Below are 23,560 nucleotides of genomic sequence, written 5' to 3'. Positions count from 1 at the left end.
AGCGGTGGCGCGTGCGCGCATTCGCCACCGCCACCCTCAGATGCGCAAGGAGCGCGCGTGCGCACACGTCTTGTGACCGTGTTGCTCGCCCTGATCACCGCCATCCTGGTGATCCCGGGGCCAGCGGCGACGGCAGACGAACAGGGCGGTGAAGCGCTGCACGGTCAGATCCTCCATCCGGAGAACCGGGATCAGGGTGTCGAAGGCATCGTGATCACGGTCTACGACGGCGAGGACGAGGTCGGGGCGGCGGAGACCGACTCTGAAGGAATGTGGGAAGTGGGCCTGCCCGAACCGGGCACCTACCGCGTGGTGGTGGACCAGGAGTCCGTCCCCGGGGAGTTCGCGGTGATCGAGGCCCTCTTCGTCGACGGCGAGACCGAGGTGGAGGTCGAGGCGGACGACCGGCGGCCGCTGATCGTCGCCCTGGAGGCGGCGGGCGCGGCCGAGGAGGAGTCGGCCTCGCCCTCGCAGGAGGAGACGGAGGACTCCTCCGGCGGGGAGGCGGCCGACGAGGAGTCGTTGGCGCCCAACACCGACACCGGTGGCTCCTTCGGGGACCGGGTGCTCCAGCTCACCGCGGCGGGTCTGCTGTTCGGCCTGGTGATCGCGGTGTCCGCGATCGGGCTCTCGTTGATCTTCGGCACGACGAAGCTGATCAACTTCGCCCACGGTGACCTGGTGACCTTCGGTGCGATGATCGCGCTGCTCTTCAGCACGGGTGCCGCGGGTATGGGCAACGCGCTGTTGGCGCTCTTCCTGGGTCTGGGCGCGGCGGTGCTGATCGGCGCCTTCCTGGAGACCAGGTTGTCGCGGACGGCGCTGGTCGTCGCGCAGTGGCTGTCGATCTTCGCGGGTATCGCGTTGGCGACGGTTCTCGGTGTGATGGGGGACGCGGTCGGCTGGAGTGTGCCGCTGTGGTTGGCGGCGGTGGTCGCGGTCCTGATGGGCGCGGTGCTGGGCGGGTCGATGGAGCGCTACATCTGGCGTCCGCTGCGGCACCGCAACGTGGCGATGATCCAGATGTTCATCGTCTCGATCGGTCTGGCGCTGGTGGTGCGGCACGTGATCCTGGTGCTCTTCGGGGCGGGCCGGGAGCGTTACGCGGGTTTCCAGCTCCAGGAGATGGTGCGTCTGGGGCCGGTGTCGATGCCGCCGCGCGACCTGGTGGTCATGGCGGTGGCGATCGTGGTGCTGGTGGGGGTGGCCTGTCTGTTGCAGTTCACCCGGATCGGCAAGGCGATGCGCGCGGTGTCGGACAACCGGGACCTGGCGGAGTCGTCGGGTATCGACGTGGACCGGGTCACGCTGTACGTGTGGGGGCTCGGTGGCGGTCTGGCCGCTCTGGGCGGTGTGCTCTACGGGCTCAACCAGGTGGTCGAGTACGAGATGGGCTTCCGTCTGCTGCTGATGATGTTCGCCGCGGTGATCCTGGGCGGTCTCGGCACGGCTTACGGTGCGATGGTCGGCGGCCTGGCGGTCGGCCTGGTGGCGATGTTGTCCACCCTGTGGTTCCCGTCCCAGCTCATGCAGGCATGGGCTCTGGCGCTGATGATCCTCATGCTGCTGTTCAGGCCCCAGGGTCTGCTCGGTCGGCGTGAGCGGGTCGGCTAGGAGAGAAGACGATGGATATCCTTTCGATCCTCGCTGAGTCCACCCGGTCGGCGCTCGGTCCGATCGCGGCGATCTACGCGCTCGCGGCGGTCGGCCTCAACCTCCACTTCGGTTACACCGGGCTGTTGAACTTCGGCCAGGTGGGTTTCATGCTGGTGGGCGCCTACGGCGTGGGTATCAGTGTGGCGGTGTTCGACCTGCCGTTGGTGGTGGGTTTCGGTGTCGGTCTGCTGTGCGCGTTCGTGATGGCCCTGTTGCTGGGTATTCCGACGCTGCGGTTGCGGGCGGACTACCTGTCGATCACCACGATCGCGGCGGCGGAGGTGATCCGTCTGGTGTACCGGGCGGGTTTCGCCGAGCCGTTGACCGGTGGTGTGTACGGGTTGCAGAACCTGGCGTCGGACTTCCGTGCGATCAACCCGTTCGACGGGGGTGAGCGTTACGGTTTCGGGGCGTTGTCCTACAACGGCAACCACCTGTGGGTTCTGGTGGTGACGTGGGGCCTGGTGCTGTTGACGGCCGGGTTGACGTGGATGCTGATGCACAGTCCGTGGGGGCGTGTCATCAAGGGCATCCGGGAGGACGAGGACGCGGTCCGCAGCCTGGGCAAGAACGTGTTCGCGTACAAGATGCAGGCGCTGGTGCTGGGCGGTCTGGTGGGTGCCCTGGCGGGGTGCATGCTGGCCGTGTACCAGGCGTCGATCCAGCCGGACCAGTTCAAGCCGCAGGTGACGTTCTTCCTGTGGGTGATCCTGCTGTTGGGCGGTGCCGGTCGGGTGTTCGGTCCGGTGCTGGGCGCGATGGCGTTCTGGTTCCTGATGAACTTCACCGACGGTGTGCTCCAGGGTTTCGGCTCGATGGGGTGGCTGCCGTTCCTGGACGGTCCGGACTACGGTGCGATCCAGTTGGCCTTCGTGGGTCTGCTGCTGGTGTTGCTGATCGTCTTCCGGCCGCAGGGTCTCATCGGCGACCGCAAGGAGATGCTGATCAATGTCAAGTGACAAGGTGGGCGGCGGTGTCGGGTCCGGGGTCGGGGTCGACCGCGTGGCCGGTGCGGAGCCGGTGCCGGGTTCGGCGAAGTCGGACCCGATCCTGGTGGCGGATGGTGTGCGCCGTTCCTTCGGCGGTCTGACCGCGGTGGACGTGGGTCACCTGGAGGTGCAGCGGGGGACGATCACGGCGTTGATCGGTCCGAACGGTGCGGGTAAGTCGACGCTGTTCAACCTGTTGACCGGTTTCGACCGGGTGGACGGGGGGCGTTGGACCTTCCAGGGCAGGCCGATCAACGGCAGGCGCGGCCATCAGGTGGCGCGTGCGGGGATGGTGCGGACCTTCCAGTTGACCAAGGCGCTGACCCGGATGACGGTGTTGGACAACATGCTGCTGGGTGCGCCGGGTCAGTTCGGTGAGCGGATGGCGGGTGCGTTCCTGCGTCCGGTGTGGCAGGGGCAGGAGAAGGAGAACACGCGTCGCGCGCTGGATCTGTTGGAGCGTTTCAAGCTCATCGACAAGCGCGGGGACATGGCGGGTTCGCTCTCGGGCGGTCAGCGCAAGCTGTTGGAGATGGCGCGTTCGCTGATGACCGATCCGGCCATGATCATGCTGGACGAGCCGATGGCGGGGGTGAACCCGGCGCTGGTGCAGTCGTTGCTGGGGCACATCACGTCGTTGCGCGACGAGGGCAAGACGGTGCTCTTCGTGGAGCACGACATGGACGTGATCATGGGGATCAGCGACTGGATCGTGGTGCTCGCGCAGGGGCAGGTGATCGCGGAGGGCCGTCCTTCGGACATCCGGTCCAACCAGCAGGTGATCGACGCCTACCTGGGTGCCCAGGAGGAGACGGCCGAGGCCCCGGGGAGTGGTGATGACTGAGAGCGCGAAGCCGAGTCCGGAGAAGGCGGCGAAGGTTTCGGACGGGGTTCCGGTGGAGGCCGAGGAGGCCGCCGCGGTGCAGGAGCACCGTGAGGAGGTGTTGGAGCAGGCCGGTGAGGCGGCGCCGGTGGGCGGTCCGGAGGACTACCTGCTGTTGGCCAGTGAGCTGGTGGCGGGGTACGTGCCGGGGGTGAACATCCTCAACGGGTGCACTCTGACGTTGTCCGAGGGCGAGGTCGTGGCGATCATCGGCCCGAACGGGGCGGGTAAGTCCACGCTGATCAAGACGGTGTTCGGGTTGATCCCGGTGCGTGAGGGCGCTCTGACGCTGCGGGGGGCCGACATCGCCGGTCTGCCGGCGCACGGTCTGGTGGAGCGGGGGGTGGGTTACGTTCCGCAGACGCAGAACGTGTTCCCGTCGCTGACCATCGAGGAGAACCTCCAGATGGGGGCGTTCCTGCGGCCGCGGTCGTTCACGAAGCGGTTCGCGGCGGTGGCGGAGCTGTTCCCGCTGCTGGGGGACCGGCGCAAGGCCAAGGCGGGGTCGTTGTCGGGTGGTGAGCGCCAGATGGTGGCCATGGGGCGTGCGCTGATGATGGAGCCGTCGGTGCTGTTGTTGGACGAGCCGACCGCGGGTCTGTCGCCGATCTACCAGGAGGAGGTCTTCCAGCGGGTCAAGGAGGTCAACCGGACTGGTGTGTCGGTGATCATGGTGGAGCAGAACGCGCGTCGCTGCTTGCAGATCTGTGACCGCGGTTACGTGCTGGACCAGGGGCGCAACGCCTACACCGGTACGGGTGCGGACCTGTTGAACGATCCGAACGTGATCGAGCTGTACCTGGGGACGCTGGCCAAGGGCTGAGTCGCCGGAGGGGAGGGGCGGGGCCTGTGGCGGGCTCCGCCCCTTTTGCGCTGCGCGGGGTGCGGCGGGTGGCTTCGTGCACAGGTCCGGGCGGGAGATGGCGTCCCGGGTCGGGACAAATTACCCTGGGAGGACGGGCACGTCCGTGCCCGTCCGCGGCCCCGTCCGCAGTGCGGGTCGGGGGCGGGGAGAACACAGCGGCGCTGTGACGCCCGTGTCCGCCGGTGCGCGAGGAATGAGGAATGCGGTACCGGTGTCGGGCGTTGAGAACCGTTGAAGAGGACGGGACCCGCCGCGGCGGGCCGGTCCAGACGCGACCAAGGGGGTCGCCGGCCAGCCGCTACCCCTTTCCAGAGGAGCTTTCCAGCATGACGGTTCAGAGCGAGACCACCGAGGGCATCATCCTCACCGACGAGGCGTCCAGCAAGGTCAGGGCGCTCCTTGAGCAGGAGGGGCGGGACGACCTGCGTCTTCGCGTGGCCGTTCAGCCCGGTGGTTGCTCGGGGCTGCGTTACCAGCTCTACTTCGACGAGCGCGAGCTCGACGGCGACGTGGTCAGCGACTTCGGCGGTGTGGAGGTGGTCACCGACCGGATGAGCTCCCCCTACCTGATCGGTGCCACGATCGACTTCGTCGACACCATCGAGAAGCAGGGTTTCACCATCGACAACCCCAACGCCACCGGTTCCTGCGCCTGCGGTGACTCCTTCAACTAGGGGGTGCCGTCCCGCCGGGGGCTTTCGGGCCGGTGGGTCCGGGGTGCTGCGGTGGACGCGTCCCGGGGCGTGAGGCGTCCCGGGTGCGGTCGTCGGGCGGGCCGGACCCCGGGGTCCGGGTCGGCCGGGGACGCGGTTCTTCGGGGGGAGGGCGGCTTGTGCCGCCCTCCCCCTTCGTCGTGTGCGGGGTTTTCGGTGTGCGGGGTGGGGCGGTTGGGGGCGGTTGTCAGTTGGTCCGCGGGCGCGCTGCACTAACCTGGGGCAGTCCGAACCGGGCACGTCCTCTGCCATGCCCGCAGCCCCGTCCGGTCAGCAGACCGACACCTCCCGACCAAGGAGCCTTCGTCCCGTGCGTATCGCGGTTGCCGGATCCATCGCCACCGACCATCTGATGTCCTTCGAGGGTCGCTTCGCGGAACAGATCATCCCCGACCAGATCCAGCAGTTGTCGCTGTCCTTCCTGATCGACGAGCTGGACGTGCGGCGCGGCGGTGTCGCGGCCAACATCTGCTTCGGGATGGGCGGGTTCGGCCTCAACCCGGTGCTGGTGGGTGCGGCCGGGGCCGACTTCGAGGACTACCGCGCCTGGCTGGACCGCCACGGCGTGGACACCTCCGCGGTCTACATCTCCGAGCTGCGTCACACCGCCCGGTTCATCTGCACCACGGACCGGGACCAGAACCAGATCGCGTCCTTCTACGCCGGGGCCATGGCCGAGGCGCGCAACATCGAGCTCCAGCCGATCGCGGACCGTCTGGGAGGGCTGGACCTGGTGCTGATCGGGGCGGACGACCCGGCCGCGATGGTGCGTCACAGCGAGGAGTGCCGTGCCCGCGGCATCGCCTTCGCCGCCGACCCCTCCCAGCAGCTGGCGCGGATGGAGGGGCCCGAGGTGCGGGGTCTGATCGAGGGTGCGGCCTTCCTGTTCACGAACGAGTACGAGAAGGCGCTGGCCGAGCAGAAGACGGGCTGGTCCGACGCCGACGTCCTGGAGCGGGTGGGCACCCGGATCACCACGTTGGGCGCCAAGGGTGCGCGTATCGACCGTGTGGGGGAGCCGAGCGTGCACGTGCCGGCCGCGGCGGTGGGGGAGCTGGTCGACCCCACGGGCATGGGGGACGCGTTCCGCGCGGGTTTCCTGGCCGCGCACTCGTGGGGGCTGTCGCTGGAGCGGGCCGCCCAGGTGGGCAACGCGACCGCGGTGCACTGCCTGGAGGCCGACGGGCCGCAGGAGTACACCCTGACGGGGGCTTCGCTCCTGGCGCGTCTGGAGGAGTCCTACGGCGCGGAGGCCTCGGCCGAGGTCGCGCCCTTCGTGTAGTCGACGGGTCGGGGTGGTGTCCGCGAGCCCGTAGAGTGGGTAGTCGCGACCCGCACGACCCGTGTCCGCCTGTCGGACCGGGCCGCGCCCCGCACGGCCGCCGCTCCCTGGGAGCCGGTGTCCCGCACGGGGAGCCCCGTGCCCGCCGGTGCGCTGAAACGCGTGCCGGTTACCCAGCCCAAGCCGTCCGCGCCGGGTCGCCGCGACGGTTGGGGAACCTGTCCCGCTGTGCGTGCTCCGGCGCGCCCGCGCGGGCTCGGGCGCGTTGAGCGCCTCCCAGATCTAGGCCAGCCTTACCTGGGATTCCCCGGATTCATCCGGAAAGGACATTGCATGCGCTACACCGGACCGAAGGTGCGGTTGTCCCGGCGCGCCGGCACCCCGCTGACCCGTAAGGCGGTCAGCTACTTCGAGAAGCGTCCCTACCCGCCCGGCGAGCACGGCCGCCGCGTCCGCCGCAACAGCAGCGACTACGCGGTCCGCCAGGCGGAGAAGCAGAAGGTGCGCTGGTACTACGACCTGACCGAGAAGCAGATGCTGCGCGTCTACGAGAGCGCGAAGAAGCGCACGGGGCGCACCGGTGAGGAGATGCTCGCCGAGCTGGAGCTGCGTCTGGCCACGGTCGTGCTGCGCGCCGGTCTGGCCGCCTCGATCTACGCCGCGCGTCAGTTCGTCAACCACGGTCACATCACCGTGGACGGCAAGAAGGTCGACATCCCGTCGTACCAGGTCAAGCCCGGTCAGATCATCAGTGTTCGGGAGAAGTCCCGCAACATGGTGCCGTTCGTCGAGGCCGCCGAGGGCGTCCACGCCGACGACAAGATCGCCGGATTCCTCGCCGTGAGCCACAAGGACCTGCGCGTCGCGGTCGTCGACCGCCCCAAGCGCGAGCAGATCCCGGTGCCCTTCGACGAGCAGCTGGTCGTGGAGTTCTACGCCCGCTAGTCACCCGCCTCGGCGTGTGCGCGGCCGCCTCCTCCCCGAGGGGCGGCCGATGCGGGGCAGGTCAGGCCGCGCGGACCCGGTCCGCGCGGCCTCTCCGTGTCCGGGGTGGTGTGGAACGCGCCACGCCCAGGATTCGGCGGGGCGCGAATCGTTATCGCACCGGAACCGAAAACCCCGAGCCGCGTGGCACGGGGTTTCGGTCCTCCTCTTAACTCCCCGCCCAGCCGTGGTCCCCGCCCCGCCCCCGGGTGCGGGACGGCCGCCGGGGCCGGGTCAGTACATGCGCCGGATGTGGAAGGCGCTGCCCCGCGCCAGGGGCCGCTCGGCGACGAACTCGTGCATCTTCATCCGGCACCAGGCGGGGATGTCCGCGCTGGCGGCGGGGTCGTCCGCGGTGACCGCGATGACCGCGCCTATGGGCACCTCGTGCAGCCTGGCGGCGAGCATGATGATCGGGATCGGGCACTTGCGGCCCACCGCCTCCACCGTGACCAGGGGAGGCCGGGGCGGGTACTCGGGCACGGAAGACCCCCGTGTGTCGTCGTCTGGTGGTGACCATCCTGACCTGGTCGCGTTCCTAAGGCGAACCCGGTTAAGGGCGTCGTAAATCCAGCGATACGCTCACCTTGTTCTCTCCTCGTGAAACGTCCACGCCGCCCCCGAGAGGCGGAAGGGGCGCGATCGGGAAGAGGGCCCGGGGGAACGCCGGGCCGCGCTCCGTAGCCAGCCGGGAGGGTATCCTCCGCGGGCGAACGGGCCCGGCTCCACGTACCGCCGCCAGCTCCGCCCAGGGGGGTCGGCAACACGCTGACCAGGTAAGCCCCTGAACTGGCCGCTGGGCGGTTCGCGATAATGTTTCCCCCTGAAAAGCTTTGGATACTTAGGCCGCCCGTGGAGGTTCCACGGGCTACACCGCTGGGAAGGCAATCCGTGAGTCCGACCCGCCAAGAGAATCGGCGCCGCAACCTGCGCCGATGGGCACCACGCGGCGCCGCGCTCGCCGTGCTGGGGCTGGCCGCGACCGGCTGCGCGTCGAACGATCTCACTCGTTTGGGCATGCCGGAGCCGATCACCAACCAGGCCGAGCGTGTTCTCTCGCTCTGGCAGGGCTCCTGGGTGGCGGCTTTCGCGGTCGGCATTCTCGTGTGGGGGCTGATCGTCTGGTCGGTCATCTTCCACCGCAAGCGCTCTGAGCAGTTGCCGCCGCAGGTGCGGTACAACATGCCCATCGAAGCGCTCTACACCGTGCTGCCGATCGTCATCATCTCGGTGCTGTTCTTCTTCACCGCCCGGGACCAGGCGATCCTGCTCGACACCGACGAGCCGGCGGACGTCAACATCGAGGTCGTGGCCTTCCAATGGGCCTGGCAGTTCAACTACCTCGACGACAAGAAGGAGAACGGCGGGGAGGTGCTCTTCGCCGAGACGGGTATCCCCAACCCGGACGGCACCGCCGACCCCTCCACCCAGACGACCCTGGTGCTGCCCGAGGGCGCGACCGTCCACTTCGACCTGCACTCGCCGGACGTCATCCACTCGTTCTGGATCCCCGAGTTCGGTTTCAAGATGGACGTCATCCCCGGTCGGGACAACGCCTTCCAGGCCGACATCAACGAGGGCACCGCGGGCGAGTACGTGGGCCGCTGCGCCGAGCTGTGCGGTGTGGACCACGCCCGCATGCTCTTCAACGTCCAGGTCCTGCCCCAGGACGAGTACGACGCCTGGGCGGCCGAGCAGCAGCAGGCCGCCGAGGAGGCCGAGCTCGAGGCCGCCGACACCGGCGACCAGCCGGCCTCCGGTGAGGGCTCCGGTGCCGAGGGCGCGGGCGCCGAGGGCTCCGGCACCGACGAGGAGGGCACCGGCAGCGGCGGCTCCGAGGCCGACGGGCAGGACACCGGTTCCGGCGCGTCCGACGCCGAGGAGAATGAGCAGTCATGAGCACCACCACGTCAAGCCCCACTCTCGCGGGCGGTCAGGCACCGTCGCGCAAGGGGTCGATGATCGTCAAATGGATGACGTCCACCGACCACAAGGTCATCGGGTACATGTACCTGATCACCTCCTTCGTGTTCTTCCTCTTCGGTGGTCTGCTCGCGGTGCTCATGCGCGTCGAGCTGTTCTTCCCGGGCATGCAGGCCATGTCCAACGAGCAGTTCAACCAGCTGTTCACCATGCACGGCACGATCATGCTGCTGATGTTCGCGACGCCGCTGTTCGTCGGGTTCTCGAACGTGATCATGCCGTTGCAGATCGGTTCGCCCGACGTGGCGTTCCCGAGGATGAACCTGTTCAGCTACTACCTGTTCCTGTTCGGCAGCCTCATCGCCATCAGCGGGTTCCTAACCCCGGGCGGCGCGGCCAGCTTCGGCTGGTTCGCCTACACGCCGCTGTCGGACGCGGTGCGCTCGCCGGGTCTGGGCGGTGACCTGTGGATCCTGGGCCTGGTGGTGTCGGGTCTGGGCACCATCCTGGGCGCGGTCAACTTCATCACCACCGGCCTGTGCATGCGCGCGCCCGGTATGACGATGTTCCGCATGCCGATCTTCACCTGGAACACCCTGCTCACCAGCGTGCTGGTGCTCATCGCGTTCCCGGTCCTGACCGCCGCCCTGATCGCGCTGGGCGCGGACCGCATGGTCGGCACGCAGGTGTTCAACGCCGAGCACGGCGGCGCCATCCTGTGGCAGCACCTGTTCTGGTTCTTCGGCCACCCCGAGGTGTACATCATCGCGCTGCCGTTCTTCGGCATCGTGACCGAGATCATCCCGGTGTTCAGCCGCAAGCCGATCTTCGGCTACAAGAGCCTGGTCGCGGCGACCATCGCCATCACCGGCCTGTCGGTCACCGTGTGGGCGCACCACATGTTCCCGACCGGCGCGGTCCTGCTGCCGTTCTTCTCGTTCATGAGCTTCCTCATCGCGGTCCCGACCGGCGTGAAGTTCTTCAACTGGATCGGCACGATGTGGCGGGGCCAGATCACCTTCGAGACGCCGATGCTCTTCGTCATCGGCTTCCTGGTGACCTTCCTGTTCGGCGGTCTGACCGGTGTGCTGCTGGCCTCCCCGCCGATCGACTTCCACGTCACCGACTCCTACTTCGTGGTGGCCCACTTCCACTACGTGGTGTTCGGCACCGTGGTGTTCGCGATGTTCGCGGGCTTCTACTTCTGGTGGCCCAAGTTCACCGGCAAGATGCTCAACGAGAAGCTGGGCAAGTTCCACTTCTGGCTGCTGTTCCTGGGCTTCCACGGCACGTTCCTGGTGCAGCACTGGCTGGGCGCGGCGGGTTTCCCGCGCCGCTACGCCGACTACCTGCCCGGTGACGGCTTCACCGAGCTGAACCAGATCTCCTCGGTGTCCTCGTTCGTGCTGGCGGCCTCGACGCTGATCTTCTTCTGGAACATGTACATCACCTCGAAGAAGGCGCCGCTGGTCACCGTGGACGACCCGTGGGGCTACGGCTGCTCGCTGGAGTGGGCCACGTCCTGCCCGCCGCCGCGGCACAACTTCACGTCGCTGCCGCGGATCCGCTCCGAGCGTCCCGCGTTCGACCTGAACCACCCGCACGCCGCGGCCCCGGGCGCCGTCCCGGTGGGCGCCACGAAGGAGTAGGGCGCAATGAAGACGCAGGCCTATCTGTTCATGGGCGTCTCGACCTTCTTCGGTCTGGCCGCCGCCCTGTACGTGTACTGGTCCTGGCAGGACACCGGCACGATCGAGTGGACGGGCACCACCGCCCTGGTGGTCTCCATCGGCTTCGGTTGGATGATCGGCTTCTGGCTCTGGCAGGCGGCCCGCCGCAGCGAGCACTTCCACGGGCTCCCCGCGGAGGAGCGGCTGGACGGGGAGATCTCCGAGAACTCCGGCGAGTACGGCTTCTTCAGCCCGCACAGCTCCTGGCCGCTGTGGGTGGCGCTGGCCGTGGCGTTCACCGCGGTGGGCGTGGCGATCGGCTGGTGGATGGTGTTCATCGGCGCCTTCGCCATCATCCTGACCGCCATCGGTTGGATCTTCGAGTACTACCGCAACGAGTTCCAGCACTAGGGGGTCGGGCCGCCGCACCGCGCGACGGCCCCCCACCCGACGGCCGGACGCGTCCCCGGGACGCGTCCGGCCGTCTTTCCTGTCACGGCCCTGACCGCGTGTGGGGTGGCCGTCGGCAACCCCCCGCGTGTTCGTGTCATGGCCTCGCGTGCTCCCGTCCGGGTGCTCAGTGTCATGGCTTCTCACACTCCGACCCCGGTGTCGGAGTCATGGCCTCGCGCACTCCCGTCCGGGTGCTCAGTGTCATGGCTTCTCACACTCCGACCCCGGTGTCGGAGTCATGGCCTCGCGCACTCCCGTCCGGGTGCTCAGTGTCATGACTTCCCACCGGGGTAAGGTTTTCCTGCACTTGACCTGACAGGGCACCGCGGACACGGGTGCGCCCCGCGCGCCGAGGTCCCGTCGCAACGGAGGCTGGAGGTCCTTGTCGTGAAGGGACGAGTTCGCGCACCCCGCGCTCTGGCGGCGGCCGCCGCCGCGGTCGCGCTCGCCGCGACGGCCTGCACCGGCCCCGCCCAGCAGGAGCCGGCTGCGGCTCCCAGCGAGGAGGCCGAGACCGGGCCGCGGATCAGCGTCACCCCCGAGGAGGGGGCCTCCTCCGTCGCCCCCGACACCCCGGTACGGGTGTCGGCGGAGGAGGGCTCGCTCACCGACGTCCGCGTCGAGCAGTCCCCCGCCGCGGAGGAGGGTGAGGACGCCGGGGCGGCCGGGGACGCCGAGCAGTGGGAGTTCACCGGCGCCCTGAGCGAGGACGGCACCCGGTGGGTGAGCGACTGGAACCTGGCTCCGGGCTCCGCGGTCACCGTCCGCGCCACCGCCGAGGACGACGCCGGGGAGACCTCCGAGGCGGTCGTGGAGTTCTCCACCGAGGAGGCCGTGCCCGGGCGGCGCCTGGAACTGGCCTCCAACTTCCCCACCTCCGGCGACACCGTCGGCGTGGGCATGCCGGTCATCGTCAACTTCGACCTGCCGGTGACCAACAAGGCCCAGGTGGAGAACTCCATGGAGGTGACCTCCGAGCAGGGGGTGGAGGGCGCCTGGAACTGGGTCGGCGACAAGACCGCGGTGTTCCGCCCCCGCGAGTACTGGGAGCCCTACCAGCAGGTGAGCGTGGACCTGCGCCTGGCGGGGGTGGAGGCCTCCGAGGGCGTCTACGGGATCGAGAACCACCGTCTGGAGTTCGAGGTCGGCCGCGAGATGGTCTCGACCATGCACGTGCCCGACCACGAGATGCTGGTGGAGATCGACGGCGAACCCGCGCGCACCATCCCCGTGAGCAACGGCGAGGCCTCCAAGCGCCTCAACACCACCACCTCGGGGACGCACCTGACCATGGAGAAGTACGAGTCCCTGGTCATGGACGCGGCCACCCTGGGCATCCCCGAGGACTCGCCCGACTACTACAAGCTCGACGTGGACTGGGCGGTGCGCACCTCCAACAGCGGCGAGTTCGCCCACGCCGCCCCCTGGAACGACAGGATCGGGTCGGCCGACACCTCCAACGGCTGCACGAACATGTCGGTGGAGGACGCCCGCTGGTTCTACGAGAACTCCCTGATGGGCGACGTCCTGGAGACCACCGGGACCGACCGGGAGCTGGAGTGGGACAACGGCTGGGGTTTCTGGCAGCGGTCCTGGGACGAGTGGCTGGACCAGAGCGCGACCGGCGAGCCTCAGGTGACCGACGGTTCGGGCACCCCCGGCTCCGTGCACGGCGAGGGGCTCTAGGCGGGCAGGTCCGGGGAGCCCTCCAGGAGGGCGTCCAGGCGCCCGGCGGTGTGCTCCCAGGTCCAGGAGCGGCTCACCCACGCGCGGCCGCGTGCGCCCATCTGGGCGGCGCGCCCGGGGTCCTTCAGCAGGGCGATGAGGGCGCGCGCGGAGGGGCCGGGCAGTGAGCCGTCCACGACCAGGCCGGTCTCGCCGTCCCGGACCGTGGCGGGTGCGCCCCCGGAGTTCCCCGCGACCACCGGCAGGCCGCAGGCCGAGGCCTCCAGGTAGACGATGCCCAGGCCCTCGGCCTCCAGGCCGCCCCTACGGCTGCGGCAGGGCATGGCGAACACGTCGGCGGCGTCGTAGTAGGGCGGCAGGTCGCGGTGGGGGACCGAGCCGGTGAAGACCACTGACGGCGTTCCGCGCGCGGCCGAGAGCAGGCTCCGGCGGTGGGGGCCGTCGCCGACGACGAGCAGGACCGCGTCGGGCACCTCGGCCAGGACGCGGGGCCAGGCGCGGATCAGGGTGTCCTGGCCCTTGCGTGGCACGAGCCGGGACACGCACAGCACCACGGGGCGGTCGCCCAGGCCCAGGCGGGCGCGGACCTCCTCGCCGCCGACGCCGGGCCGGAAGACCCCGGTGTCCACGCCGGGCGTCAGTTGGCGCATGCGGGCGGCCGCGTCGGGGGACAGGGCGCGGGCCAGGTGGCGGCGGGTGTACTCGCCCAGGTAGGTGACGGTGTCGGTGGTGTCGCCGATGCGGCGCAGCGCCTCGCGGGATCCGGGCATCGTGGCCCACCAGGTCTCGTGGCCGTGGCTGATGGCCACCTGGCGTTTGACGGGGGTGCCCTCGCCCAGCCCGGCGGCGAGCAGTCCCAGCGGGGCGGCGGCGCCGTAGAGCACCGTGTCGCAGCCCTCCAGGTCGGCGATGGCGCGTGCCCGCCGTGCCACGCGCGGCGTGGGCAGCAGGACGCGGGCGGCGTCGCGCACGACGGGGAAGGGCTGGCGCAGGTCGAAGTGCGGGTCGGCGGCGGCGTCGGCCCGGGCGGGGGAGGAGCAGTAGACCACGACCGATCCGCGGGGGCGGCGCAGGGCCATCTCGTGGACGAAGGCCTCGATGCCGCCGGGCTTGGGCGGGAAGTCGTTGGTGATGATCAGAGTTCGCGGCACAGGGGCGAGTCTAGGCGCGGCGGGGTCGGCGGGGGGCGTTCCACGCGGGCCGGGCCGCGGCGCGGGGCGGGTCCGGAAGACGGCGGTGCCCCGCGACGGCGTGCGTCGCGGGGCACCGGGGCCGGGCGCCGGTCAGGGGCGGACGGCGGTGACGAAGTTGGCGCGGTAGTAGTCGTTCAGGGTGACCGTGCCGATGGGGCGGGCCGAGGTGGAGGCGTGCACCATGACGTTGTCGCCCGCGTACAGGCCCACGTGCTCGGGGCCGCTGCCGCCGGGGTAGAAGAACAGCAGGTCGCCGGGCTGCTTGTTCTCCCAGGAGACCCGCTGGCCCGCGTTGACCTGCTGGTAGGTGGTGCGGGGCAGGCTGACTCCGGCGGAGGCCCAGGCGGCCTGGGTCAGGCCGGAGCAGTCGTAGGAGCCGGGGCCGGTGGCGCCCCAGCCGTAGGGCTTGCCGATCTGGGCGTAGGCGAAGTCCAGGGCGGTCCTGGCGTTGCCCGAGGCGGGGCCGGTGTAGCTGCCGCCGCCTCCTCCTCCGCCGCCGCTTCCGCCGCTGCCCCCGCCGCCGGTCTGGCCGACGTTCTGGGTGGCAGCGGCCTGCTCCTCCGCGGTCAGCTCCGAGAGGAGTCCCTCCTGCTCGTCGATGGCCTCCTCGGCCGCCTCGGTGGCCTCCTCGGCCTCCTTGAGGGCCTCGGCGGCCTCCTCCTCGGTGGCGCTGGCCTCGGCCTCCAGGGCCTCCAGGTTCTCCAGCTCGGTGACGTACTGCTCCAGGTTGCCGTCGTTCTGGGCCGACAGGTAGTCCAGGTCGGCCTGGTGGGTCAGGGCGTCCTCGGGGCCGGTGGAGCTGAGCAGTTGGTGGAAGGAGGTGAAGTCGACGCCGGTGTAGGTGGAGCTGGCGAGCTGCCGGGCGCCCAAGCCGAGTTCGGCGACCTTCTCCTCGGCGGCCTCAACCTCCTCCAGGATGCCCTCCAGCTCCTCCTGGGCGGCCTCGTGCGTCTCCTTGGCCTCGTTGTAGGCCGCGTTGAGCTCGATGTACTCCTCTTCGAGGGTCTCGATCTCCTCGCGGACCTCCTCGGCGGTCGGATCGGCGTGGGCCACCGCGGCGGGTAGCAGAAGGGCCGCGGCGGTCAGGGAGGACAAGACCGCGGTGCGGCGCCTGCGGACGTGACGGGATGCCAACACGTGGTAGACCTTTCTCCCCTTGTCCCATGCCGTGGGGAAGGGTCGAGGGATGCGCCGGGCGGGGGCTGGGGGCCTTCCGGGCGGGGCCGGGAGGGTGCGGGGCCGTGACCCGCGGGGTGGGGTCGGCCCGACCGGGGCGCGGCCGTCACCGCCAGGGGGCGGTGAATGAGGTGGCAACCGCGCTCGGCGATGAACACTAGTGCATCCGCCGGGTCGCTCTCAACCTTTTCGTGATGTTCCACCGGTTGGTGCTGCCTGTCCGAAAACCGGGTTGCTGTCCGTTAAACGGCGGCGGGCCGCCACCCGGCGGGTGACGGCCCTTCGTGCTTCGGTCCCCTCTACGGGCGGACGGCGAACTGGAACTGGCCGCCCCAGTAGGCGGCCAGGCCGACGACCTCGATGTTGCTGCCGCTGCTGGGCGCGTGCACCATCTGGCCGTTTCCGGCGTAGAGCCCGTCGTGGCTCAGGCCGCCGAAGAAGAACATGATGTCGCCGGGCTGGAGGGCGTTCATGTCGTAGATGCGGTTGCCCACCTCGGCCTGGGCGTAGGTGGTGCGGGGCAGGTCGACGCCGCCCGCGCGCCAGGCGGCCTGGACCAGGCCGGAGCAGTCGTAGCCGTTGGGGCCGGTGCCGCCCCACACGTAGGGCTTGCCGATCTGGGCGTAGGCGAAGTCCAGGGCCGCGCCCGCGCTGCCCGAGGCGGAGCCGGTGTAGGACTGTCCGCCGCTGCTGTCGGCGCCCTCGGCGGCCGGGTCGGAGTCGGGGAACTGGGCCAGGAGCGTCTCCTGCTCCTCCAGCTTCTCCTCGACGCCGGTCTTGGCCTCCTCGGCCTCCTCCAGCGCGGTCCCGGCCTCGTCCAGGGCCTCCTCGGCCTCGTCCTTGAGGGCGAACAGCCGCTCGTGGGAGGCGCCGAACTCGTCGAGCTGGGCCTTCTGGGCCTCCGACAGGTAGTTGAGGTCGGCGTTCTGCTCCAGCAGGCTCTCGGGGCCGTCGGAGGAGAGGATGTTGGTCATGGAGTCCAGGTCGCCGGACTGGTAGGTGGCGCTGGCGAGCTCCTGCACCTTGCCGCGCAGCTCCTCGTAGCGCTCCTCCTCGTCGCCGACCTGCTCGTCGAGGTCCTCGTAGAGGGTCTCGGCGACGTCGTGGTCCTCCTTGGCCTGGTTGTACTCCTCGACCGCGGTGGAGACCTCCTCGCGCAGCTCCTCGATCTTGTCTTCGACCTCGTCCTGGGTCGGCTCCGCGTAGGCGGTGCCGGGGACGAGCATGGTGCCCGCGACGACCGCGCTGATTCCGGTCGTGGCGGCGAATCGGCGAGCCGTACGTCGTCCACCGGGGTTCTTCATGGCGGTCCACGCTCCTTGGGGTCGGGCAAGTCCGCATAGGGGTGCGGGGAGAACAGTGACGGGGCCCGCGCGGGGCGCGGGCGCGGGTGAGTGTGCGGGTCCCGACCGGCGGGCTCAGTCGCGGCCTTGCTGTCCGGTGGAGCACTCACGTTCCGGGAAGAACCTAGCGGACCGTTCTGCACAGCTCAACCACGGGACCCCGTACGTGCCGGTGTTCACAGCGCGTGCCGTGGTCCGCGGCACGCGCGTCGTTCCTGGGAGGGAGCCGCGGACCGAGCGGGGTAACGAAGAGGTAACGCCTGGGGTCGGTGTGTCCCCGCGGCGCCGGGGCGGGGCCGCGCCCGCCCGTGCGGCGGGCGCCCGGCCCCGTCAGCCGTGCGACTCCAGGCGGCGAAGGAAGATCGTCGAGGGCACCGCGCGCGCCCCGGCGCGGCGCACCGCCGTCACGATCTCGCGGTCGGAGGTGACCACCGCGATCGGCCGCCCGGGGGGTTCGGCGCGCACCAGCCGCACGATCAGCTCGTCCGCGGTCTCCCCGGGCGCGCTGAACAGCAGCCGCACCCGGCGCGGCGCCGCCATCACCGGCGGGGTGTCCACGTCCGCGCCGTCGAACACGCACGTGATCTCGGCCTTGGTCCGGCTGGCCAGCCCCTCCAGGGAGTTCATCAGCCGGGTGCGCTGGTCGGCCAGGGGGAGGGTCCCGTAGCCGGTCTTGGTGACGTTGTAGCCGTCCACCAGCAGGTGCACTCGGGGCGCGGTGAGCAGGTGCTCCAGCAGGCCGGGGTCGTCGTCGGGCAGACCGCCCAGCGACACCCGCCGCTGCTGCTCGGTCTCGGCCACCAGGTCGGCGGGGCTGTCCAGGGCGGTGGGCAGTGCCAGTTCGCGGCGCAGGCCGTGGGAGGCCTCCACCAGCACGTCCAGCAGCACGCGCAGCCGCGCCTCGTCGGCGTTGCGCCCGGCGCGCACCGCCCGCCGGGCGTTGTCCAGCTGGGCCTCGGCGGCGGCCAGCCTCGATCTCAGCCGCCGGTTCTGCGACTCCAGCGCGCCGACCCGCGCGGCCGACTCCGACTCGCGTCCGGCCGTCTCGGTCAGCGCGCGCGAGGCCCGCTCGGTGGCCTCCTTGGCCCGCTGGCGCTCGGTGTGCACCTTGCGGCGCAGCTCGGCGATCTCGGTGCGCTGGGACTTGATCTGGGACCGCAGCCGCTCCAGCTCCTCCTGGTGGCCGTGCCGGGTCTCGTCCAGTTGGCGGCGGGCGGCGTCCAGGGCCTCCGCGGCCTGGTCCGCCTCCTTGGCGCTGGTCTGGCGCTCCAGCTCCCGGTGGACGTCCTCGACGATGCCGGGCCATCCCGGGGGCCGCAGCAGGTAGGCGGAGGCGGCCACGGCCACGGGGTCGGCCGCGGGGGGCACCACGCCCGAGCGCAGGCCCTCGGCCAGCTCGGGCCACACCTGGTCCACGCGGGCCGCGACCATGCCGCGGAAGGCCTCGTCGTTCTCCAGCTGGGCGGCGATCTGCGGTCCGGCGAGCCGGGCCCGGCGGCGCGGCTCGAACCTGGCGACCCTGCGCAGCAGCGGGGGCAGGTCGCTCGCGCGCATGCCGCCGAGCACGTCCGAGCCGTACTCGACGACCCGGGCGCGCACCTGCTCGGGCAGCGGCCGGGCCAGCCGTTCGCCGCCGTCACCGCCGTTGCCGTCACCGCCGCTGTCGCCGCCGTCATCGCCGACGCCGTGGCCGCGGTCCCGCGCCGGGTGGTCGCCACCGTCGAGCGGGTCGCCGCCGTCGGAGTCGCCGCCCGCACCGGGGCGGGCGCTCATGCCCGACCCGTCGGGCTCTCCGCCGAGGAGCCGGGGACCGGCCGGTCGGCGTCGGGGCGGGCGATGATCTCGACGCTGTCGGTGGCGCCGCACCAGCGGCACCGCACCCGCTCGATGGTCTCGGAGAGCACGGTGCGCTCCTCGACCCCGCCCTCACCGGCCAGGTCCAGGTGGACGTAGTCCTGGGAGCGCACGGTCCGGGTCACGTCGAACCGTGTGAGATTGCCGCATCCGGTGCACCGCCACCGCTCACTGTCACCCGGCATCGCGATCCCCACGGTTCCTCCCTCGTCTGGTGCTCTGGCGGGGCGGCGGCCCGGCCGCCGCCCCGATGACCCACATCTTTGCATGTCGGGCAGGTCAGACCGTATTCCGACGGGTTGTCCCCGCCGCCGACTACCCTGACCGGGTGGTTCGACAGTCCTCGGCGCCCGCCGGCGTGCAGACCAGCATCAGCGACCTCGGTACGCCGTTGGCCGCGGCGTCCTTCGTGGTGCTGGACCTGGAGACCACCGGCACCAGCGCCAGCGGCTCCCGGATCACGGAGGTCGGCGCGGTCAGGGTGCGCGGCGGCGAGGTCGTCGGCGAGTTCGCCACCCTGGTGGATCCAGGTACCCCCATACCGGCCAACATCACCCTCCTGACGGGGATCACCCAGTCGATGGTGGCCTCGGCCCCGCCGATGGAGGAGGTCCTGCCCCGGCTGCTGGCCTTCCTGGACGCCGAACCCGACACCGTGCTGGTGGCCCACAACGCGCCCTTCGACACCGGCTTCCTCAAGGCCGCGTGCGAACGCCACGGCACGGACTGGCCCGGCTACCCGGTCGTGGACACGCTGCGCCTGGCCCGCGCCGTGCTCGCGCGCGGCGAGACGCGCAACCACCGGCTGGCCACGCTGGCGGTCTACTTCGGGGTCCCGGTCGCGCCCAACCACCGCGCCCTGGAGGACGCCCGCGCCACCGTCGGTGTCCTGCACGGGCTCGTGGAGCGCCTGCGCCCCATGGGGGTGTCCAGCGTGGAGGAGCTGCGCGCGGTCACCAAGCCGCCCACCAAGGCCCAGCGCAGCAGGCGCCACCTGGCCGAGGGCCTGCCGGAGGAGCCGGGCGTGTACGTGTTCACCGACGCCCGCGGGGAGAGCCTCTACGTCGGCAAGAGCAAGAACCTGCGCCGCCGGGTGCGCACCTACTTCACCGCGGCCGAGAGCCGCCAGCGCATCCGCGAGATGGCGGGCCTGGTGGCGGGTGTGACCCCCATCGTGTGCTCCAGCGAGCTGGAGGCCTCCGTCCGCGAGCTGCGCATCATCGCCGAACGCAAACCGCCCTACAACCGGCGTTCGCGCAACCCCGAGCGGGCCTCCTGGGTCCGGCTCACCGCCGACGCCTTCCCGCGCCTGTCCGTGGTGCGCACGGCCGACGGCGAGGGCGCGGCCCACATCGGGCCCTACTCCTCGCCCCGCGAGGCCGAGCGCGCCAGGGAGGCGCTGCTCCACGTCTTCCCGCTGCGCCAGTGCGCGCACACCTTCCGGCCCCCGAAGGCGGCCGTCGGGGGAGACGGTGGAGGGGCCCGCGTCGCCCCGGAGGTGGTCACCTCGGGAGCGCGGTGGACGGGTCCGTGCGTGGTGGCCCAGCTGGGCCGCTGCGGCGCGCCCTGCGACGGCAGCGAGAGCGTGGCCGAGTACGCGGTGCACGCCGAGGCGGCGCGCGTGGCGATGACCGGGGACCCCGCCGCCGTGGTGGACGCGCACACCGCGCGCATCGGCGAACTCGCCGCCGACCTGCGCTACGAGGAGGCCGCGCACCTGCGCGACCGCCTCACCGCGTTCCTGCGCGGAGCCAGACGGGCCCAGCGCCTGTCGGCCATCGCCGCGGTCGCGCACCTGGTCGCCTCCCGCCGCACCGCCGCTGGCTGGGAGACCTGCGTGGTCCGCCACGGCCGCCTGGCCGCCAGCGCCGTGCTGCGCCCGGGCACCGACCCCGCCGCGTTCCTGGCCTCCCTCGTGGCCACCGCCGAGTACGTGCCCGCCGGGCACGGGCCCAGCCCCGGCGCGCTCCCGGGGGAGACCGAGCTGGTCCTGGACTGGCTCGCCGACCCCGCCACCCGGCTGGTCGAGATCGACGGGGAGTGGACATGCCCGTTGCGCAGCGCCGAGGCGCACACCGGGATGACACACTGGGCCCATGGCCGCGCTTCCGCTCAATGACGACTACCCCGTCCGCCGCGTCCCCGTCGTCTCGTACACGCTGGTCGCGGTCAACGTCCTCGTCTACCTGGTCTCACCGCAGGCGCTGACCGCGGTGTGGTACCCGGCGGACATGTTCGAGCGCTTCTGCGCGATCCAGGACTACTTCATGTACTGGGGGGCGGTGCCCGCCGAGATCACGGGCCGGACCGACCTGGTCCCGCACGCGGTCCCCGAGTGCGGGCAGCTCGACGGCAAGCCGGTGTGGTTCTCGGTGTTCAGCTCGATGTTCCTGCACAGCGGGCCCGGGCACCTGATCGGCAACCTGGTGTACCTGTTCGTGTTCGGGCCCGTGGTCGAGGACCGGATCGGCAAGCTGCGCTTCACGGGGCTGTACCTGGCCACCGGGGTCGCCGCCGCCTACGGCTTCGCGCTGACCGACGTCGACGCCGCCATGCCCATGGTGGGCGCGTCCGGGGCCATCTCGGGCGTACTGGGCGCCTACCTGGTCGTGCAGTTCCGCAGCCGGGTGACCACGCTGGTGTTCGGGGTGATCCCGATGCGCCTGCCCGGGTGGGCCGTGGTGGGCAGCTACTTCGCTCTTCAGTATCTTCTCTACGTCACCACATCGAGCGCCCCCGGCGCCGGAGGCGGCGTCGCCTACGCGGCGCACGTGTACGGGTTCGTCGCGGGGGTGGTCGTGGGACTGGTGGTCTACCGGCTGCGATGGCGCTCCGGGACGCGGCTGTCCGACGTCTACTAGGCGCACGCCCCGGTGCGCCCCGGCGCGGTCGTCGCGCCCGTCCCGACATTTTCCGAGGAACCGCCCTGGAGGCACAGTGATCACCGCGATCGTCATGATCAAGGCCGACGTCCACCGCATCCCCGAGGTCGCCGGGGCGATCGCGGAGATCGACGGGGTGAGCGAGGTCTACTCGGTCACCGGCGGCGTCGACCTCATCGCCATGGTGCGGGTGCGCAGGCACGAGGACCTGGCCGAGGTGATCCCCGGCCGGGTGAACAAGGTGCCCGGCGTGCTCTCCTCCGACACCCACATCTCCTTCCAGGCCTACTCCAGGCACGACCTGGAGTCGGCCTTCGCCCTGGGCTGGTAGCCGGTCGTGGCCGCTACCTGGAATGCGGAGGAGCCGAGGGTGCTCGCGCTGCCCTCGGGCAGGCTGGTGCGCGGCCGGGGCCTGAGGAGCCCGCTGCCGTCCGGGCCCGCGCCCGACCTCGGGCTGTACCTGCTGGGCCGCGAACCGGCGCCCGTGCCCTGGGAGGGGCGCTGGCTGCGGTGGCGGGACTTCGGGCTGCCCTCCGACCCCGGGGCCGTGCGCGCGGCCCTGCGCGAGGCGTGGGAGCGCGCCGGGTCCGAACGCGTCGAGGTCGCCTGCGGTGGCGGCCGGGGGCGCACCGGCACGGCGCTGGCGTGCCTGGCGGTGCTGGACGGGGTCCCCGCGCGCGAGGCGGTCGCCTACGTCCGCGCGCACTACTCGCCGCGTGCGGTGGAGACCCCCTGGCAGCGCCGTTTCGTGGCCCGCTTCGAGTCCTGAGCCCCGCCACGGGCGGACCACCGGCCCCGGCGGGCGGGCGGAACGCCGCGGGCGCGGCGACGGGTCGCCCCGCCGCCGCGCCCCCGGAGCGTGTTCACAGCGACTTGGCGTACTGCTGGCTGGTCTCCACCCAGCGCTCCAGCGCGCGCTCGGCGGCGCCGCTGTCCACCGCCGCGGCGGCCCGCTCGTACCCGGCGCGCACCGACTCCAGCAGGGGGCCCCGGATGCCGTCCACGGCGGCCAGGGCGGCGCCCGCGTTGAGCAGCACGGCGTCGCGCACCGGGCCGGTGCGGCCGGCCAGGAGGTCGCGCACGGCCTGGGCGTTGAACCCGACGTCGCCGCCGCGCAGGTCCTCGGGCCGTGAGCGGGCGATGCCCAGGTCGGCGGGGTCGAGCGTCTCGCGCCGGGCAGCGCCGTCACCCACCACCCACACGGTGGAGGTGGTCGTGGTGGTCAGCTCGTCCAGCCCGTCGTCGCCCCGGAACACCAGCGCCGAGGAGCCGCGGCGAGCGAACACCCCGGCGATCACCTCGCACATGCGCTCGTCGAACACCCCGATGGCCGAGGTGGTGGGCTGGGCCGGGTTGGTCAGCGGGCCCAGGAAGTTGAACACCGTCGGCACCGCCAGTTCGCGGCGGGGCTTGGCTGTGAAGCGGAACGAGGGGTGGAAGACCGGGGCGAAGCAGAAGGCGATGCCCGCCTCCTCGGCCACCCGCACGGTCAGCTCCGGCGGCAGGTCCAGGACCACGCCCAGGCGCTCCAGCACGTCGGCGGTGCCGCAGGAGGAGGACGCCGCCCGGTTGCCGTGCTTGACCACGCGGGCGCCCGCGGCCGAGGCCACGATCGCCGCCATCGTGGACACGTTCACGGTGTGCGCGCGGTCGCCGCCGGTGCCGACGATGTCCAGGGTCGGCCCGGGGACGTGGATGCGCACGGCGTTGTCGAGCATGCCCCGGGCCAGGCCGGTCACCTCCGACACGCTCTCGCCCTTGGCGCGCAGCGCGATGGCGAACCCGGCGATCTGGGCGTCGGTCGCGGCCTCGGACATGATCTCGTTCATCGCCCACGCGGTGTCGTCGGCGCTCAGGGTCCGTCCGCCCAGCAGGGCGGTGATGAGGTTGGACCAGGTCCGCTCGGTCACGGCGGACGGCTCGTCGGAGTTCGCGGCTCCGGATCCGGCGGGAGGGTTGGCTGCGGGGACGTTCATCTGGGTTGCTCCACGGTGAAGGAACGGGCACG

The 23,560-nt window shown here is 71.2% G+C and carries 22 protein-coding genes; 15 read left to right on the top strand and 7 right to left on the bottom strand.

Annotation, left to right across the window (positions count from 1 at the left end):
- Window positions 1-57: 57 nt before the first annotated feature.
- From AC0VX6_RS19835 to rpsD, 7 genes are all read left to right on the top strand, one after another.
- Window positions 58-1,614, top strand: coding sequence for a branched-chain amino acid ABC transporter permease (locus tag AC0VX6_RS19835; protein ID WP_475465562.1), 1,557 nt, complete (start codon window positions 58-60; stop codon window positions 1,612-1,614).
- An 11-nt stretch (window positions 1,615-1,625) separates the two neighbouring features.
- On the top strand, window positions 1,626-2,615 hold the full coding sequence (locus AC0VX6_RS19830; protein ID WP_475465560.1) for a branched-chain amino acid ABC transporter permease: 990 nt from the start codon (window positions 1,626-1,628) through the stop codon (window positions 2,613-2,615).
- Window positions 2,605-3,489, top strand: coding sequence for an ABC transporter ATP-binding protein (locus tag AC0VX6_RS19825; RefSeq protein ID WP_274974119.1), 885 nt, complete (start codon window positions 2,605-2,607; stop codon window positions 3,487-3,489). Before AC0VX6_RS19830 ends, AC0VX6_RS19825 begins: the two co-directional genes overlap by 11 nt.
- Window positions 3,482-4,351 carry an ABC transporter ATP-binding protein gene (locus AC0VX6_RS19820; RefSeq protein ID WP_475465558.1) on the top strand — a complete coding sequence of 290 codons (870 nt, stop codon included), beginning with the start codon at window positions 3,482-3,484 and terminating at the stop codon, window positions 4,349-4,351. Before AC0VX6_RS19825 ends, AC0VX6_RS19820 begins: the two co-directional genes overlap by 8 nt.
- Before the next feature lie 368 nt (window positions 4,352-4,719).
- Complete coding sequence (locus tag AC0VX6_RS19815; protein ID WP_013154170.1) at window positions 4,720-5,067, top strand: HesB/IscA family protein; 348 nt, start codon at window positions 4,720-4,722, stop codon at window positions 5,065-5,067.
- A gap of 349 nt (window positions 5,068-5,416) precedes the next feature.
- Window positions 5,417-6,388 carry a carbohydrate kinase family protein gene (locus AC0VX6_RS19810; protein WP_274974117.1) on the top strand — a complete coding sequence of 324 codons (972 nt, stop codon included), beginning with the start codon at window positions 5,417-5,419 and terminating at the stop codon, window positions 6,386-6,388.
- A 333-nt stretch (window positions 6,389-6,721) separates the two neighbouring features.
- On the top strand, window positions 6,722-7,333 hold the full coding sequence (rpsD, locus tag AC0VX6_RS19805; RefSeq protein ID WP_013154168.1) for a 30S ribosomal protein S4: 612 nt from the start codon (window positions 6,722-6,724) through the stop codon (window positions 7,331-7,333).
- Window positions 7,334-7,606: 273 nt separating this feature from the next.
- On the opposite strand, the gene AC0VX6_RS19800 is transcribed toward rpsD, so the two are convergent.
- On the bottom strand, window positions 7,607-7,855 hold the full coding sequence (locus AC0VX6_RS19800; RefSeq protein ID WP_212643501.1) for a sulfurtransferase TusA family protein: 249 nt from the start codon (window positions 7,853-7,855) through the stop codon (window positions 7,607-7,609).
- 408 nt (window positions 7,856-8,263) lie between these two features.
- Between AC0VX6_RS19800 and ctaC the strand changes: the two genes are divergently transcribed.
- The 4 genes from ctaC to AC0VX6_RS19780 all read left to right on the top strand — a co-directional run bounded on the left by ctaC (window position 8,264) and on the right by AC0VX6_RS19780 (window position 13,104).
- Window positions 8,264-9,271 carry an aa3-type cytochrome oxidase subunit II gene (gene ctaC / locus AC0VX6_RS19795; RefSeq protein ID WP_475465556.1) on the top strand — a complete coding sequence of 336 codons (1,008 nt, stop codon included), beginning with the start codon at window positions 8,264-8,266 and terminating at the stop codon, window positions 9,269-9,271.
- Window positions 9,268-10,944: an aa3-type cytochrome oxidase subunit I gene (ctaD, locus tag AC0VX6_RS19790; RefSeq protein WP_475465554.1), complete on the top strand. Its 1,677-nt coding sequence runs from the start codon at window positions 9,268-9,270 to the stop codon at window positions 10,942-10,944. Before ctaC ends, ctaD begins: the two co-directional genes overlap by 4 nt.
- Window positions 10,945-10,950: 6 nt before the next feature.
- Window positions 10,951-11,376, top strand: coding sequence for a cytochrome c oxidase subunit 4 (locus AC0VX6_RS19785; protein ID WP_475465553.1), 426 nt, complete (start codon window positions 10,951-10,953; stop codon window positions 11,374-11,376).
- Between the two features lie 429 nt (window positions 11,377-11,805).
- Window positions 11,806-13,104, top strand: coding sequence for a L,D-transpeptidase (locus AC0VX6_RS19780; protein ID WP_475465551.1), 1,299 nt, complete (start codon window positions 11,806-11,808; stop codon window positions 13,102-13,104).
- Here AC0VX6_RS19780 and AC0VX6_RS19775 read toward each other — a convergent pair.
- The 5 genes from AC0VX6_RS19775 to AC0VX6_RS19755 form a co-directional block, all read right to left on the bottom strand.
- A complete protein-coding gene (locus tag AC0VX6_RS19775) occupies window positions 13,101-14,255 on the bottom strand; it encodes a glycosyltransferase family 4 protein (protein ID WP_274974115.1) in 1,155 nt (384 codons plus the stop codon). The genes AC0VX6_RS19780 and AC0VX6_RS19775 overlap by 4 nt on opposite strands.
- A gap of 132 nt (window positions 14,256-14,387) precedes the next feature.
- Window positions 14,388-15,434, bottom strand: a complete 1,047-nt coding sequence (locus AC0VX6_RS19770) for a C40 family peptidase (RefSeq protein WP_475465549.1) — start codon at window positions 15,432-15,434, stop codon at window positions 14,388-14,390.
- Window positions 15,435-15,772: 338 nt separating this feature from the next.
- Entirely contained in the window at window positions 15,773-16,777 is a 1,005-nt protein-coding gene (locus tag AC0VX6_RS19765; protein ID WP_274974113.1) for a C40 family peptidase, read from the bottom strand.
- A gap of 369 nt (window positions 16,778-17,146) precedes the next feature.
- Window positions 17,147-18,589: an NYN domain-containing protein gene (locus AC0VX6_RS19760; protein ID WP_274974112.1), complete on the bottom strand. Its 1,443-nt coding sequence runs from the start codon at window positions 18,587-18,589 to the stop codon at window positions 17,147-17,149.
- Entirely contained in the window at window positions 18,586-18,867 is a 282-nt protein-coding gene (locus AC0VX6_RS19755; RefSeq protein ID WP_274974111.1) for a hypothetical protein, read from the bottom strand. Before AC0VX6_RS19755 ends, AC0VX6_RS19760 begins: the two co-directional genes overlap by 4 nt.
- A 131-nt stretch (window positions 18,868-18,998) precedes the next feature.
- Here AC0VX6_RS19755 and AC0VX6_RS19750 point away from each other — a divergent pair, with 131 nt between their 5' ends.
- The 4 genes from AC0VX6_RS19750 to AC0VX6_RS19735 all read left to right on the top strand — a co-directional run bounded on the left by AC0VX6_RS19750 (window position 18,999) and on the right by AC0VX6_RS19735 (window position 22,321).
- Window positions 18,999-20,789, top strand: coding sequence for a DEDD exonuclease domain-containing protein (locus AC0VX6_RS19750; RefSeq protein ID WP_274974110.1), 1,791 nt, complete (start codon window positions 18,999-19,001; stop codon window positions 20,787-20,789).
- On the top strand, window positions 20,767-21,531 hold the full coding sequence (locus AC0VX6_RS19745) for a rhomboid family intramembrane serine protease (RefSeq protein ID WP_274974109.1): 765 nt from the start codon (window positions 20,767-20,769) through the stop codon (window positions 21,529-21,531). Before AC0VX6_RS19750 ends, AC0VX6_RS19745 begins: the two co-directional genes overlap by 23 nt.
- Before the next feature lie 76 nt (window positions 21,532-21,607).
- Window positions 21,608-21,883: an Lrp/AsnC family transcriptional regulator gene (locus AC0VX6_RS19740; RefSeq protein WP_274974108.1), complete on the top strand. Its 276-nt coding sequence runs from the start codon at window positions 21,608-21,610 to the stop codon at window positions 21,881-21,883.
- 6 nt (window positions 21,884-21,889) lie between these two features.
- Window positions 21,890-22,321, top strand: coding sequence for a protein-tyrosine phosphatase family protein (locus AC0VX6_RS19735; protein WP_475465547.1), 432 nt, complete (start codon window positions 21,890-21,892; stop codon window positions 22,319-22,321).
- Between the two features lie 94 nt (window positions 22,322-22,415).
- On the opposite strand, the gene trpD is transcribed toward AC0VX6_RS19735, so the two are convergent.
- Window positions 22,416-23,528, bottom strand: coding sequence for an anthranilate phosphoribosyltransferase (gene trpD / locus AC0VX6_RS19730; protein ID WP_475465545.1), 1,113 nt, complete (start codon window positions 23,526-23,528; stop codon window positions 22,416-22,418).
- Window positions 23,529-23,560: the final 32 nt, after the last annotated feature.

The organism is Nocardiopsis sp. iso_25 (assembly GCF_056173305.1).
Note: the sequence above shows the minus strand (reverse complement) of the source record. Positions and strands in the feature narration are given on the sequence as shown.